At 67.0% G+C, this 13982-nt stretch carries 12 protein-coding genes; 8 read left to right on the top strand and 4 right to left on the bottom strand.

The window, feature by feature from the left end; genetic code table 11:
- Positions 1–61 precede the first annotated feature (61 nt).
- The 8 genes from B5X78_RS00390 to B5X78_RS00355 are packed head-to-tail and all read left to right on the top strand — an operon-like array spanning position 62 to position 8280.
- Positions 62–2359: an MMPL family transporter gene (locus B5X78_RS00390; protein ID WP_425478706.1), complete on the top strand. Its 2298-nt coding sequence runs from the start codon at positions 62–64 to the stop codon at positions 2357–2359.
- On the top strand, positions 2356–3591 hold the full coding sequence (locus tag B5X78_RS00385) for an NAD(P)/FAD-dependent oxidoreductase (RefSeq protein WP_079722529.1): 1236 nt from the start codon (positions 2356–2358) through the stop codon (positions 3589–3591). Before B5X78_RS00390 ends, B5X78_RS00385 begins: the two co-directional genes overlap by 4 nt.
- Before the next feature lie 14 nt (positions 3592–3605).
- On the top strand, positions 3606–4121 hold the full coding sequence (locus tag B5X78_RS00380; protein WP_079724350.1) for a DUF3261 domain-containing protein: 516 nt from the start codon (positions 3606–3608) through the stop codon (positions 4119–4121).
- The gene (locus B5X78_RS00375) at positions 4118–5335 is read left to right on the top strand and encodes a beta-ketoacyl-ACP synthase (RefSeq protein ID WP_079722528.1); all 1218 of its coding nucleotides are present in this window, start codon (positions 4118–4120) and stop codon (positions 5333–5335) included. Before B5X78_RS00380 ends, B5X78_RS00375 begins: the two co-directional genes overlap by 4 nt.
- A complete protein-coding gene (locus B5X78_RS00370; protein WP_079722527.1) occupies positions 5335–5805 on the top strand; it encodes a hotdog family protein in 471 nt (156 codons plus the stop codon). Before B5X78_RS00375 ends, B5X78_RS00370 begins: the two co-directional genes overlap by 1 nt.
- A complete protein-coding gene (locus B5X78_RS00365; RefSeq protein ID WP_079722526.1) occupies positions 5802–6536 on the top strand; it encodes a 3-ketoacyl-ACP reductase FabG2 in 735 nt (244 codons plus the stop codon). The genes B5X78_RS00370 and B5X78_RS00365 overlap by 4 nt, the downstream gene beginning before the upstream one ends.
- Positions 6533–7789 carry a beta-ketoacyl-ACP synthase gene (locus tag B5X78_RS00360; protein WP_079722525.1) on the top strand — a complete coding sequence of 419 codons (1257 nt, stop codon included), beginning with the start codon at positions 6533–6535 and terminating at the stop codon, positions 7787–7789. Before B5X78_RS00365 ends, B5X78_RS00360 begins: the two co-directional genes overlap by 4 nt.
- A 50-nt stretch (positions 7790–7839) precedes the next feature.
- Positions 7840–8280, top strand: coding sequence for an excinuclease ATPase subunit (locus B5X78_RS00355; RefSeq protein WP_079722524.1), 441 nt, complete (start codon positions 7840–7842; stop codon positions 8278–8280).
- 78 nt (positions 8281–8358) lie between these two features.
- Here B5X78_RS00355 and B5X78_RS00350 read toward each other — a convergent pair whose 3' ends face one another.
- The 4 genes from B5X78_RS00350 to B5X78_RS00335 form a co-directional block, all read right to left on the bottom strand.
- On the bottom strand, positions 8359–10599 hold the full coding sequence (locus tag B5X78_RS00350; protein ID WP_229731033.1) for a heavy metal translocating P-type ATPase: 2241 nt from the start codon (positions 10597–10599) through the stop codon (positions 8359–8361).
- A 149-nt stretch (positions 10600–10748) separates the two neighbouring features.
- Positions 10749–11144 (bottom strand): MerR family transcriptional regulator, encoded by a 396-nt coding sequence (locus tag B5X78_RS00345; RefSeq protein ID WP_079722522.1) that lies wholly within the window; start codon positions 11142–11144, stop codon positions 10749–10751.
- A gap of 81 nt (positions 11145–11225) precedes the next feature.
- The gene (locus B5X78_RS00340) at positions 11226–12170 is read right to left on the bottom strand and encodes a copper resistance protein B (protein ID WP_079722521.1); all 945 of its coding nucleotides are present in this window, start codon (positions 12168–12170) and stop codon (positions 11226–11228) included.
- Positions 12167–13954, bottom strand: a complete 1788-nt coding sequence (locus B5X78_RS00335) for a copper resistance system multicopper oxidase (protein ID WP_079722520.1) — start codon at positions 13952–13954, stop codon at positions 12167–12169. Before B5X78_RS00335 ends, B5X78_RS00340 begins: the two co-directional genes overlap by 4 nt.
- Between the last annotated feature and the right edge of the window lie 28 nt (positions 13955–13982).

Genomic DNA, 13982 nt, shown 5'->3' with positions numbered 1-13982 from the left:
CAGCGAACGTGATCGGCAGTGGCGGGCGCGCTGGCGCTGGGTCGCTGTTGCATGGTTGCTGATGGTGCTGGCCATTGGCGCGCACCAGTGGCGCTTCTGGCAGCACCCGCCGATCGACAGCGACATCCTGGCCATGCTGCCGCGCGATGCGAGCGACGTGCTCCTGTCCGATGCCACCGAACATATCGCCGACGCCAGCGCCCGCCAGCTGGTGGTGATGCTGGGCGCGGCCGATGCCGCGCAGGCGCGGGCCGCAGAGGCGGCGTTCCGCGCCAGCCTGCAGCGTGATGACGCGCGCCAGCCGCTGCCGTTCCAGGCCAGCGGACAGGCCGAGGACTGGTTCGATCAGGCGCGGACGTTCTACGCGCCGTATCGGGATCGCCTGCTTACCGCGGGACAACGCGAGCAGTTGCAGCAGGCCGATATCGGCGCCTTGACCGAGTCCACCCTGGCCGCGCTGTACGGGCCGATGGGCGCACCGCGCCTGACCCAATGGCGCCAGGATCCGCTCGGCCTGTGGCCGCAATGGTGGCAGTCGCGCGCCACCGGCTCGGGCTTGAACATCGGCGAGGATGGCGTCATCCAGGCCGAAGGGCGTTACTGGATCGCGTTGCCGATGGAGATGCGCGGTTCGGCCTTCCGCCTGGATGGCGAACGCATCATCGATGACGCACTGGATCGCGCCAGTGCCGCTGCGCGCGTGGTCGCACCGCAGCTGAGCGTGCTTCGCGCCGGCGTGCCGCTGCATGCCGAAGCGGCGGCGGTGCAGGCCAATCGCGAGATCAACACCATCGGTTGGGGATCACTGGCGGCCGTGCTGCTGCTGGTGTTCCTGTCGTTCCGATCGTTGCGCCCGATTGTGCTGGTGGCCGGCTCGCTGATCATCGGTTGCGCGGCGGCGCTGTCGGTGACCGCGCTGGTGTTCGGCCAGGTGCATCTGCTGACCCTGATCTTCGGCGCCAGCCTGGTGGGCGTGGCGGAGGATTACGGCATCCACTGGTTCGCATCGCGCCAGGGCGTGGCCGCAGAGGGGCGTTGGCGCCTGCTGCGCCATCTGCTGCCCGGCCTGTGGATTGCCTTGTTGACCAGCGCGCTGGCGTACCTGGCGCTGGGTCTGGCGCCGTTCCCGGGCCTGCGGCAGATGGCTCTGTTCTCGGTGGTCGGACTGGCGGCCGCGTTCCTGACCGTGATCTGCTGGTTTCCCTGGCTGGATGGCGGGCAGGTGCGCAGCACGCGTTTCTCGCAGGCTATTGGCCGTTCGCTGGATCGCTGGCCACGCCTGCAATGGCAGCGTCCGGTGGCCTGGGTCGCCGTCGCCATCACCGTGATCGCGGGCTTCGGCCTGCTGCGTGTGACCAGCAATGATGATCTGCGCAGCCTGCAATCATCGCCGCCGGCCTTGATGGCGCAGCAGATCGAAGTGGGGCGCCTGCTCGGCATGCCCAGCCCGGCGCAGTTCTTCCTGGTGCGTGGCGACGATGCCGAGCAGGTGCTGCAGCGCGAGGAAGCCCTGGTCAAACGCCTTCGCCAGCTGCAGGACCAGCATCGCATCGGCGGCTACCGCGCGATCAGCGACTGGCTGCCTTCGCAGCAGCAGCAACACGCCGACGCGGCATTGACGCAGCAGGTGGAAAGCGCGGTGTTGTCCCAGCTCGGCCAGTTGATGGACGAACCGCTGCAGCGCGCCGGTTTCGCCGACCAGGATCTGGCGTTGCCGGCATGGCTGGCTTCGCCGGTGTCGGCGCCGTTCCGCCATCTGTGGCTGGGCCAACTGGGCGACCAGGTGGCCAGCGTGGTGTTGATTGACGACCTCGGCACACCGGCCGGTTTGAACCAGGTGCAGGCGCAGGCCGACGGCCTGGCCGGTGTGCGCTGGGTGGATCGCACCGCCGACTTCACCCGCTTGCTGCGGCATTACCGCCATCTGATGAGCGGCCTGTTGTTTGCCGGCGCGTTGCTGGTATTCGCCGTGCTGTGGTGGCGTTATCGGCGCCTGGCGTGGCGGGTGATGCTGCCCACGCTGCTGGCCTGCGTGCTGACCGTGGCTGCGTTGGGTTGGCTGGGGCAGCCGTTGCAACTGTTCAACGTGCTGGCGCTGACCTTGCTGCTGGGCATGGGCATCGATTACGGGATTTTCCTGGCCGAGCATCGCGGCGATCCCACGGCGTGGATGGCGGTCTGCATCGGCGCGGCCAGCACCTGGTTGTCCTTTGGCCTGCTTGCGCTGTCGGCCACGCCGGCGCTGCGCGCGTTCGGCCTGACCCTGCTGCTCGGCATTGGCCTGGTGTGGTTCATCTCGCCGTTCTTCCGTCCTGCCGCATCACCCCCATCCCCCGAACAAGAGATCCTCAAGGAATGAAAGTCGAACGTACGGAAGTCCTCATCATCGGCGCGGGCCCGGCCGGCTCGGTCGCCGCCGCGATGCTGCGCCAGCAGGGCCGAAGCGTGCTGATCCTGGAGCGCGAGCAGTTCCCGCGCTTTTCCATCGGCGAGAGCCTGCTGCCGCAGAGCATGGAGTACATCCAGGCCGCCGGCCTGCTGCAGGACGTGGTGGAAGCGGGCTTCCAGTACAAGAACGGCGCCGCGTTCGTGCGCGGCGAGCGGCAGACCGAGTTTGATTTCCGCGACAAGTTCTCGCCCGGCTGGGGCACCACCTACCAGGTGCAGCGCGCCAACTTCGACGAGGTGCTGGCCCGCGGCGCCGAGCGCATGGGTGCGCAGCTGCGCTTCCGCCATGAAGTGCTGGCGGTGGAACCGGGCGAACAACCGCGCGTGACCGTACGCTCACCGGAGGGCGAGGAGTACGTGGTGGAAGCCGACTTCCTGCTCGATGCCAGCGGCTTTGGCCGCTTGCTGCCACGCCTGCTCAAGCTGGAATCGCCCTCCAACTTTCCGGTGCGCGGGGCCATCTTCACGCATGTGCGCGACCACATCGGCCACGATGCCGGCTTCGATCGCAACAAGATCCTGATCACGACCCACCCCGAACATGTCGACGTGTGGTACTGGACCATTCCTTTCTCCAACGGCACCTGCTCGCTCGGCGTGGTCGCCGAGATGGATGTTCTCAAGCGCTACGAAGGCAGCGATCTGCAGCGCCTGCAAGCCCTGGTCGGCGAAGATCCCAATCTCGGCCGCCTGCTGGCGCAAGCCGAGTGGGGCGTCATGCCGGTCCGCCAGATCACCGGCTACTCGGCCAATGTCAGCTCGCTGTGGGGTCCGGGGTATGCCTTGCTCGGCAATGCCGGCGAGTTCCTCGACCCGGTGTTCTCCTCCGGCGTCACCATCGCCTTCCGTTCGGCCGAGCTCGCCGCCCAATGCCTGGCGCGCAAATACGCCGGCGAAACAGTGGATTGGGAACAGGACTACGCGATTCCCCTGCGCGCCGGTGTGCAGACCTTCCGCCGCTTCGTCGAAGCCTGGTATGCCGGCGGCTTCCAGAAGATCATCTTCCATCCGGATCCGCAGCCGGATGTGCGCCGCATGATCTGCTCGATCCTGGCCGGCTACGCGTGGGATACCAGGAATCCCTACGTCGCCGATACCACGGGCCGACGTCTGCGCGTGCTGGAGGAATTGTGTTCCGCCTGATCGCGACCGTGTGCATGGCGATGCTGCTGGGCGCCTGCGCGCGCCGTGCGCCGACGCCTTCGATCGCCTTGCCGTCGCTGCAGCTGGCGCCGGCCGCGCTGGGTCACGAGTTGTCGGTGCAGCAACGCCTGCATTTCCAGTTCGGCCGCCAGCAGCGTGACCTGGATGCGTTGTTGGAAGTCGATGCGCAGGAAGTGCGGCTGGCCGTGCAGGCGATGGGCCAGACCGGCGTGCGCCTGCAATGGGATGGTCAACAGTTGCAGGAGCAACGCGCCGCCTGGTTGCCGCCGGCGGTGCGCAGCGCGCGCGTGCTGGACGACCTGCAGTTTTCGCTCTGGCCCAGCGATGCCGTACGCGCGGCCTTGCCGGCGGACTGGCAACTGCAGGACGACGGCGTCACCCGCCGGCTGTCCCGGGGTGGCCAGGACTGGCTGGTGTTGACGCGGGTCTCACCGCAACGGCTGCAACTGGACAACCGCGCCGAGGGTTACCAGCTGGAGATTGAATCGCTGGAGCCGACGCCGCCATGACCACGGTGTTCCTCAATGCCTTGGGCATCACCTGTGCGCTGGGCGAGGGCAGGGCGGAGGTGGCGCGCATGTTGTTCGATGCCACCTCGCCGGCCGGGTTGCGCAACAGCGACGCGCTGACATTGGGTCGACCGCTGATGCTGGGCGTGGCGCCCGGCTTCCCCTTGCCGGGCGAAGACGAGAACGGCGCCACGCGTCCGCCGCTCGACGATCATCCGCTGCCCCTGCGTGGCCGTAACAACGCCCTGCTGCGCAGCGCCTACCGACAGATTGCCGGGCAGGTGCAGCAGGCAATGGCGCAGTACGGAGCGGACCGCGTTGCGGTCATCCTGGGCACCAGTACCTCGGGCATCGGCGAGTCGGAACAGGCGCTGCCGCACAAGTTGGCGCACGACCAGTGGCCGCCGCAGTTCCATTACGCGCAGCAGGAAATCGGCGCGCCGTCGCGTTTCATTGCCGCCGAGTCCGGCGCCTGCGGTCCGGCCTGGACCATCTCCACGGCCTGTTCTTCCAGCGCCAAGGCGTTGGCCTCGGGCGCACGCCTGCTGCGCGCCGGCATCGTCGATGCGGTGATCGCCGGCGGCGCCGATTCGCTCTGCCGCTTCACCATCGACGGCTTCAGCGCGCTGGAGTCGGTGTCGGCGGGCCGCTGCAATCCGTTCTCGCGCCATCGCAATGGCATCAACATCGGCGAAGGTGCGGCGCTGTTCCTGATGACCCGCGAGCCCGGTCCGGTGCGCCTGGCCGGTTGGGGCGAAACCGCTGACGCCCACCATATTTCCGCACCCGAGCCGCAGGGGCGCGGCGCAATTGCCGCGATCGAGCAGGCCATCGCGCGCGCCGGCATCGGCGCCGCCGACATCGGCTATGTGAACCTGCATGGCACGGCCACGCCACAGAACGACGCCATGGAAAGCCGCGCCGTCGCCGCCACCGTGGGCACGTCCGTGCCGGTGAGCTCCACCAAGCCATTGACCGGGCACACGCTCGGCGCGGCGGGCGCGATCGAAGCCGGGCTGGCCTGGCTCACCCTGGTCGACAATCCGCTGCGTCGTCTGCCGCCGCATTGGTGGGACGGCCAGTTCGACCCGGAACTGCCCGCGTTGACGCTGGTGAATCCGGGCGACGTGGCAGCGGGCCCGCTACGCTATGTGCTGAGTCATTCGTTCGCGTTTGGCGGCAGCAATGCCGTCCTGTTGTTCGGAGCCGCCTGATGAGCCAGGACCAGCCGCATCCCCTGTACGAAATCGAACGGGTCATCCCGCATCGTGGCGCCCTGCGCCTGATCGATCGCCTGCTGGCCTGGGACGAGGACCGGGTGGTGGTGGAAGTGCGGGTGCCTGCCGATGGGCCGTTCAACGATGAGGCCGGCGTGCCGGCCTGGGTGGGCGTGGAGTACATGGCGCAGGCCATCGCCGCCTGGGCGGGCTGTCGCGCGCGTCGCCAGGGCGGCGAACCCAGCATCGGCTTCCTGCTGGGCACGCGTCGCTACGAAGCGCTGTGGCCGAATTTCCCCTCCGGCGTATTACTTCGGGTAGAGGCCATCTGCGAACTGTTGGGCGACAATGGCCTGGGGATGTTCGCTTGCCGGATCAGCGCGGGCGACGAAGATGTAGCGACTGCCAACGTGTCGGTGTTCGAACCGCCAGACGCGATGGCTTATCTGGAGATCAAGCAAGCATGAAGGAACAGTCCACGGTTCTGGTCACGGGGGCCAGCCGCGGCATCGGGCGTGCCATCGCCCTGCGCATCGCGCAGGACGGGCATGACGTGGTGGTGCATTGTCGTCAACGCATCGAAGAAGCCGAAGCGGTGGCGCAGGAAATCCGTGCGCTCGGCCGGCAGGCGCGGGTGCTCTCGTTCGATGTCGCCGATCGCGCCGCCAGTGCGCAGGCGCTGGAAGCCGACGTCGCCGAACACGGCGCCTACTACGGCGTGGTCTGCAATGCCGGCATCGCCCGCGATACCGCGTTTCCGGCGATGAGCAGCGAAGACTGGGACGCGGTGATCCACACCAACCTGGATGCGTTCTACAACGTCCTGCATCCGCTGATCATGCCGATGGTGCGCCGTCGCCAGCCCGGTCGCATCGTGACCCTGTCGTCGGTATCGGGACTGGTCGGCAATCGCGGACAGACCAATTACAGCGCGGCCAAGGCCGGCATCATCGGCGCCACCAAGGCGCTGGCGCTGGAACTGGCCAGCCGCAACATCACCGTCAATTGCGTGGCCCCTGGCCTGGTCGATACCGAGATGGTCAGCGCCGAAGTGCTGGATGAAGCCTTGAAGATGATCCCCATGCGACGCATGGGCAAGCCGGAGGAAGTGGCGGCCGTGGTCGCGTTCCTGTTGTCGCCGGAAGCGGCGTATGTCACCCGCCAGGTGATCTCGGTCAATGGAGGTCTGGTCGGATGAGCCAGCCAGGCAATACCACCACGCTCAAGCGCGTCGTCGTCACCGGCGCCGGCGCCATCAGTCCGCTGGGCAATGACTGGCCGAGTATCCACCTGCACCTGCGCGAGTGCCGCAACGCGGTCCAGCACATGCCGGAGTGGGACATCTACGAAGGCTTGAACACCAAGCTGGCCGCACCGGCCGCCGAGTTCGAGCTTCCCCCGCACTACAACCGCAAGACCACGCGCAGCATGGGACGGGTGGCGATCATGTCGGTGCGCGCCACCGAACTGGCCCTGCAGCAAGCCGGCCTGCTCGGCGATCCCCTGCTGGCCAGCGGCCGGATGGGCGTGTCCTACGGTTCGTCCTCGGGCACGCACAGCGCAGTGGGTGACTTCGGCCGCATGCTCAACGAGCACACCACCGAGGGCATCAGCGCCACCACCTACCTGAAGATGATGAGCCACACCGCGCCGGTGAACATCGGTGTGTTCTTCGGCCTGCAGGGCCGCGTGATCACCACCTCCAGCGCCTGCACCTCGGGTAGCCAGGGCGTGGGCTCGGCCTATGAGGCGATCCGCTTCGGCAAGCAGGTGGCGATGATCGCCGGCGGCGCCGAACAGCTCGACGCCACGGCGGCAGCGGTGTTCGACACCTTGTTCGCCACCAGCGTGCGCAATGACGATCCGCAATCCACGCCGCGGCCGTTCGATGCCCATCGCGATGGCCTGGTGCTGGGCGAGGGCGCCTGCACGTTGATCCTGGAAGACCTCGAGCACGCGCAGGCACGCGGCGCCACCATCCTGGCCGAACTGGTCGGCTACGGCACCAACAGCGACGGCCAGCATGTGACCCAGCCCAGCGCCGACACCATGGCCCAGGCCATGCGCCTGGCCCTGGAGGATGCAGGTCTGACCGCCGATCAGATTGACTACGTCAACGCCCACGGCACCGCCACCGATCACGGCGACATCGCCGAGACCACCGCCACCGCGCAGGTGTTCGGCGCGCGCATGCCGATCAGTTCGCTCAAGAGTTACGTGGGCCACACGCTGGGCGCGTGCGGCGCCTACGAAGCCTGGCTGACCATCGAGATGATGCGCGAAGGCTGGTTTGCCCCCACCCTCAATCTGGAAACGCGCGACCCGCGTTGCGCCGAGTTGGACTACATCACCGGCGAAGGCCGCGACCTGCAGGCCGAGTACGTGATGAGCAACAACTTCGCCTTCGGCGGCATCAATACGTCGCTGATCTTCCGGCGTTGGCAGGATTGAAAGGTAGCCACGCTCGTTCCGCTTTTTCCCCGTAGACAAGGACATACCCCATGAAGCATTCGTTGTTCGTCGCTGGCCTGGTCATCGCCCTGGCTTCCACCACCGCCCAGGCGCGCGAAACCCGCGTTGAAGGTTCGTTCGAAGAACTGGTCAACTCGCCCGAAGCCAAGAAGGCCGGCATCGACGGCAGCGTGCGGTTCTACCTGGCGGGCCAGAAGACCCCCGCCGTGCAATCGCGCATGGGCGAAGACGTGTCGAACAAGAAGACCAACGCCGCCAACAAGTCCGATGCCGAAGCCTGCCGCTGGGTGACCCTGTCGGTGCTCAAGGCGTTCCAGGATTCGGCCAAGTCGCGTGGCGCCAACGCCGTGATCGACATGGTCAGTTACTACAAGAAGAACGAATTCAAGAGCGCGCAGAACTACGAGTGCTACGCCGGCGCCATCATGGCGGGTACGGCGATGAAGGGCACGTACGCCAAGATCAAGTAAGCCGGTAAACCGGGTTGCGCGGACGGCCGGGAGGCCGTCCGCCATGCCAAGCTCCGGGGAGGGGACGCCCGGACAGCTTCATTCACCCCGCAACCGCAACGCATTGAACACCACCGACGCCGAGCTCAAGCTCATCGCCAGCGCCGCCAGCATCGGCGACAGCAACGGCCCGCCGAACAACGCCAGCACACCCGCCGCGACCGGCACGCCCAGCGCGTTGTAAAAGAAGGCAAACGCCAGGTTCTGGCGCATGTTGCGCACGGTGGTTTCGGAGATGGCGCGGGCGCGGACGATGGCGGTCAGGTCGCCCTTGACCAGGGTGACCTGGGCGCTGGACATGGCCACGTCGGTGCCGGTGCCCATGGCGATGCCGACATCGGCGGCCGCCAGGGCAGGGGCGTCGTTGATGCCGTCGCCGGCCATGGCGACGCGGTGGCCTTCGGCTTGCAGGCGCGCTACCAGGGCGGCCTTGTCGGCGGGACGCACTTCGCCGTGGACTTCGTCGATGCCCAGGCGGCGCGCCACGGCCTGCGCGGTGCGTTCGCCATCGCCGGTGGCCATGACGATGCGCAGGCCGCTGTCGCGTAGCGCCTGCACGGCGGCGGGGGTGCTGGCCTTGATCGGGTCGGCCACCGCAATCAGGCCGGCGAACTGTCCGTCGCTGGCCAGGTACATCACGCTGGCGCCTTCATCGCGCAGTGCCTGCGCCTGCGAGGCCAGGGCGGAAACGTCGACATGCAGCGTCTCCATCAGGGCGGTGTTGCCGAGTGCCATCGCATGCCCGTTGACCATACCGCGCACGCCGATGCCGGTGTCGGAGTCGAAGTCCTGCGCCTGCGTCAGCGGCAGGCCGCGCGTGCGCGCTTCGTTGACGATGGCGTGGGCCAGCGGATGTTCGCTGCCGGCGTCCAGGCTCGCGGCCAGCCGCAGCACGTCGTCTTCGTTGTGGGGCTGCAAGGCCACTACGCTGCGGAACGCAGGCCGGCCTTCGGTGAGGGTGCCGGTCTTGTCGACGATCAGCGTATCGATGCGGCGCAGGGTTTCGATGGCCTCGGCATCGCGGAACAGGACACCGGCCTGGGCGGCGCGGCCGCTGGCCACCATGATCGACATCGGCGTGGCCAGGCCCAGCGCGCAAGGACAGGCGATGATCAGGACGGATACGGCATTGAGCACACCGTAAGTCCAGGAAGGCTGCGGACCGAACAAGCCCCATCCCAGCAGGGTGGCGACGGCGGCGACCATCACCGCCAGCACGAACCAGAACGACACCTGGTCCGCCAGCCGCTGCATCGGTGCACGCGATCGCTGCGCCTGCGCCACCAGTTGCACGATCTGCGCGAGCACGCTGTCGGCGCCGACACGCTCGGCCTGGATGATCAGGCTGCCCGTGCCATTGAGGGTGGCGCCGATGACATGCTCACCCGGCTGCTTGGCGACTGGAATCGGTTCGCCGGTCAGCATGGACTCGTCCACGTGCGAGCGACCTTCCAGCACGCGCCCGTCCACGGGCACCTGTTCGCCGGGACGGACGCGCACGCGATCGCCCACTTGCACATGAGCCAGGTCGACGTCCTCTTCCTGGCCGTCATCGCGCAGGCGACGCGCGGTTTTCGGAGCCAGGCCGAGCAAGGCCTTGATCGCCGAGGAAGTGCGCGAGCGCGCCTTCAGTTCCAGCAGCTGGCCGAGCAGGGTCAGCGAGACAATCACTGCGGCGGCTTCGAAGTACACACCGACGCGGCCATGTTCATGGAACGACACCGGGAACAGATCCGGTGCCAGGGTCGCCACCACGCTGTAGCCATACGCGGCGCTGACGCCGGTGCCGATCAAGGTCCACATGTTGGGACTGCGCAGGCGCAGTGATTGCCACCAGCGCTGGAAGAACGGCCAGCCGGCCCACAGCACCACCGGCGTACTCAGCGCCAGTTCCAGATAGCCGCGCGTCGCCGGGGACAGGCCATGCAACCAGTTGCCCGCCATGGCCAGCACCATCGTGGCCACGCTCAGGGGCAGGGTCCACCAGAAGCGCCGACGGAAATCAGTGAGCTCGGGGTTTTCCTGCTCATCCAGCGAGGGCTGCATGGGCTCCAGCGCCATGCCGCAAATCGGGCAGATGCCGGGACCGATCTGCACGATCTGCGGATGCATCGGGCAGGTGTATTCCGTGCCGGGCGGCACCGGCGCCGGTTCACTTGTGGCTTGCAGATAGCGCACGGGATCGGCGATGAACTTGCTGCGACAACCGGCCGAACAGAAATGCCAGCTCCGGCCCTCATGCTCCGCATGGTGCGGCGTGGTCAGCGGATCCACCTGCATGCCGCAGACCGGATCCGTGACCTTGCCGTCGGCAAGCGGAGCGGGGCCCGCCTGATTGCCGTGGCAGCAGGCGCCGGCTTTGCGGACCGGCGAGGGCGTGCCTGTCGCGTGGTCATGGCCGTGCGCGCTGTGGTGCGGATCGTGCGGGCTCATGTGCGCTCCTGATTGAGGGCGCCCAGGATGGGGCAGGTGCTGGGATCGCCATGACCGGGACAGGCATCGACCAGGCCACGCAGCGCGTCACGCACGCGTTGCAGTTCGGCCAGCCGCTCTTCCAGCAGGACCAGCTTGGCCGCAGCGGCGGCCTTGACCTGGGCCATGTCGTCGCGCGCGGCGCTGATGGCCAGCAGATCCCGGATTTCCTCCAGGGTGAAACCCAAGGCCTTGGCGCGACGGATGAAGTTCAGGAGCAGCACATCGCCCTCTTCGTAGCGGCGGTAGCCGGCCGCGCTGCGTGCCGGCGCCGGCAGCAAGTGCTGGCGTTCGTAGTAGCGGACGGTGTCGATGGGCACGCCGGCAAGGCGTGCCAATTGGCCAATATTCATGCATCACTCCAAGCGGATACAGGGAGTGTGCTCCCTGGACCGTGGTCAAGAGTCAAGACTTTAATCAAGTGGACGGAAAACTCAGAACCACAGGCGCAGACCCACCAGAAAGTGGGTATCGCGCGCGTGTTCTCCCGCCGCTTCGGCCCAGCGGGCGCTGTCGCCGAACCTGCGTCCGTGGCTGATGCCCACATAGGGAGCAAACCGTCGCGTCACTTCATAGCGCAGGCGCAGACCCGCTTCCACCGACGTCAGGCCGCTGCCCTCGCCAAACTCAACGCGCTCGCACGCGTTCAAGCGTGCTTCCACGCGCGGCTGCAGGATCAAACGGTTGGTGAGCAGCAGCTCGTACTCGGCTTCCACCGTCGCGGCGACTTGTCCGTCTTCGGCCAGATAGGCGGTGGCCGCCATCTCGAACTTGTAGGGCGCCAGTCCTTGCACGCCCAGTGCCGCCCAACTGCGCGCCTGCTCCGGACGGGTGTCGTGGCGAATGCCGGCGACCACATCCCACCATGGCGAAACACTGCGCCCGTACAGCAGTTCCATTTGCGCCGCTTCGGTGTGTCCCGCGGTCCGTTCGCCTTCGGTGCGCAACCAGAGGCGATTCAGATCACTGCCGACCCAGGCTTGCGCTTCCCAGGCCTGGCCTTCCTGTCCGTCGCGCCGCCAGCCTTCCAGGCGGTCAATCAGCACGAAGGAGTTGATGGACGGCGCATGTTCCATCGCATGGTGCGACACCTCCGGGAAAGCTGCCGCGCGATCCGCAGCGGAAATGGGAGGCAGCGGATCTGCGGCAGACGGTTTTTTTTCCTGTTCCGTTGCTTGCGCGTGGTCCTTGTGATCGACGTGTTGCGTGTGCTCCACCGGTGCCGCGTGATGGCTGTGCGGATCCTGCGCTGGTGATGTCGGCGTAGCGCCGCCATGACCTGCATGCGGATCCTGCGCCGCCCACGCCGAGGCCGCACACAACGAGGTCAATGCGATGGCCATGGGGATGATCCGACGAAGCGAAAAGTGCGTACTCATGCGTCAATCCTTACTTCCCGCATCATTCCGGCTTCCATGTGGTACAGCAGATGGCAGTGGAAGGCCCAGCGTCCCAGTGCGTCGGCGCGCACGCGATAGCTGCGTCGTGTGCCGGGCGGGATATCGACGGTGTGCTTGCGCACCTGGAAGTTGTCCTGGCCATCTTCCAGATCACTCCAGACGCCATGCAGATGGATCGGGTGGTTCATCATGGTGTCGTTGACCAGCACGATGCGCAGGCGCTCGCCATAGTTCATGCGCAGGGGTTCGGCGCCGGCAAAGGGAATGCCGTTGAACGACCAGGCAAACTTTTCCATGTGCCCGGTCAGGTGCAGTTCGATTTCGCGCCCGGGCTCACGTCCATCCGGATCTGCGAATACGCTGCGCAGGTCGGCATAGGTCAGCACCTTGCGGCCGTTGTCGCGCAGGCCGACACCGGGATCATCCAGGCGCGCATCGGTGGAAGAAGACTGCATGTCCACCAACGGATTGCCCTGCTCGCTGGCCGGGTGATGCACGGCCTTGGCCGGCGCGGCGCCGTGGCCGGCGTGGCCCATGCTCGCGCCGCAACCGCCTTCGGCCATGTTGGCGCCGCAGCCGCCTTCCATGCCGGCGTGATCGCCGTGGCTGCCATGGCCCATGTCGGCCATGCTCAACAGCGGGCGCGGATCGCGCGCAGGCAGCTCACCGCGCAGTCCTTCGCGCACCGCCAGCGTGGCGCGTGCATAGCCGGTGCGCCCCATGTCCTGGGCGAAAATCGTGAAGGCATCCTGACCTTTCGGTTCCACCAGTACGTCATAGGTTTCAGCGGTGGCGATGCGGAATTCATCCACGCTGACCGGATGCACCGGCTGACCATCGGCGGCGACCACGGTCATCTTCAAGCCCGGTATGCGCACATCGAAGTAGGTCATCGCCGCACCGTTGATGAAGCGCAGCAGGACCTTCTCGCCGGGCGCGAACAGACCGGTCCAGTTGCCGTCGGGCGCGTGCCCGTTGGCCAGGTAAGTGTAGGTATGAGCATTGATGTCGGAGATGTCCGAGGGCGTCATCCGCATCCGACCCCACATGCCGCGATCGGCCAGCGTGGCCGACCAGCCGTCGCGCTTCACGTCGCCGACGAAATCGCCCACGGTGCGCTGGTAGGTGTTGTCGTGCATCGGCATCTTCTTCATGCGCCGGTACAGCGCCGCCGGTTCCAGGTCGGTCCAGTCGGACAGCAGGATCACGTGTTCGCGATCGAAGGCGTAAGGCAGCGGCTCGCGCGGATCGATGATCAGCGCGCCGTACAGGCCGGCCTGTTCCTGGAACATCGAATGGCTGTGGTACCAGTAGGTACCGGATTGCCTGAGCTGGAAGCGGTATTGCCAGGTTTCGCCGGGGGCGATGCCGTTGAAGCTCAGTCCGGGCACGCCATCCATGTTGGAGGGCAGCAGGATGCCGTGCCAATGGATGGAGGTAGGGGCGGAGGCCAGGCGATTGCTGACCCGCACGGTGACGGTGTCGCCTTCGCGCCAGCGCAGGGTGGGCGCGGGCAGGCTGCCGTTGACGGTGATGGCGGGACGATCGCGTCCGGTGAAGTTGGCCAGGGTCTGGCCGATGCTCAGGTCGAGATCGGTGGCGGTCAGTACGCCCGCCGCTGTGGCGCGTTGGCTGGCCCACGCAGGCCGGCCGGGCAGGCCCAGCCCCAGCAAGGCCGAACCCGCGGCCAGGCCGGTGACGAAATGGCGACGCGACAAGCGGGCGCGACCCAGCCCGCCCGGGTCAAAGGAATCAGAAAACATGCAAAGCTCCTGGAGAATCGAAAGCACG

It is taken from the genome of Pseudoxanthomonas indica, from assembly GCF_900167565.1.
Lineage (GTDB): Bacteria > Pseudomonadota > Gammaproteobacteria > Xanthomonadales > Xanthomonadaceae > Pseudoxanthomonas_A > Pseudoxanthomonas_A indica.
This window is presented reverse-complemented; position numbering and strand designations above follow the sequence as displayed.

Bases quoted from the DNA above. Each gene is read 5' to 3' on its own strand.
- B5X78_RS00345 (WP_079722522.1), bottom strand. From the start codon at position 11,144: ATGAATATTGGCCAATTGGCACGCCTTGCCGGCGTGCCCATCGACACC.
- B5X78_RS00340 (WP_079722521.1), bottom strand. From the start codon at position 12,170: ATGAGTACGCACTTTTCGCTTCGTCGGATCATCCCCATGGCCATCGCA.
- B5X78_RS00390 (WP_425478706.1), top strand. From the start codon at position 62: ATGGTGCTGGCCATTGGCGCGCACCAGTGGCGCTTCTGGCAGCACCCG.
- B5X78_RS00350 (WP_229731033.1), bottom strand. From the start codon at position 10,599: ATGCAGGTGGATCCGCTGACCACGCCGCACCATGCGGAGCATGAGGGC.
- B5X78_RS00380 (WP_079724350.1), top strand. From the start codon at position 3,606: ATGGCGATGCTGCTGGGCGCCTGCGCGCGCCGTGCGCCGACGCCTTCG.
- B5X78_RS00385 (WP_079722529.1), top strand. From the start codon at position 2,356: ATGAAAGTCGAACGTACGGAAGTCCTCATCATCGGCGCGGGCCCGGCC.
- B5X78_RS00335 (WP_079722520.1), bottom strand. From the start codon at position 13,954: ATGTTTTCTGATTCCTTTGACCCGGGCGGGCTGGGTCGCGCCCGCTTG.
- B5X78_RS00360 (WP_079722525.1), top strand. From the start codon at position 6,533: ATGAGCCAGCCAGGCAATACCACCACGCTCAAGCGCGTCGTCGTCACC.
- B5X78_RS00355 (WP_079722524.1), top strand. From the start codon at position 7,840: ATGAAGCATTCGTTGTTCGTCGCTGGCCTGGTCATCGCCCTGGCTTCC.
- B5X78_RS00375 (WP_079722528.1), top strand. From the start codon at position 4,118: ATGACCACGGTGTTCCTCAATGCCTTGGGCATCACCTGTGCGCTGGGC.
- B5X78_RS00365 (WP_079722526.1), top strand. From the start codon at position 5,802: ATGAAGGAACAGTCCACGGTTCTGGTCACGGGGGCCAGCCGCGGCATC.
- B5X78_RS00370 (WP_079722527.1), top strand. From the start codon at position 5,335: ATGAGCCAGGACCAGCCGCATCCCCTGTACGAAATCGAACGGGTCATC.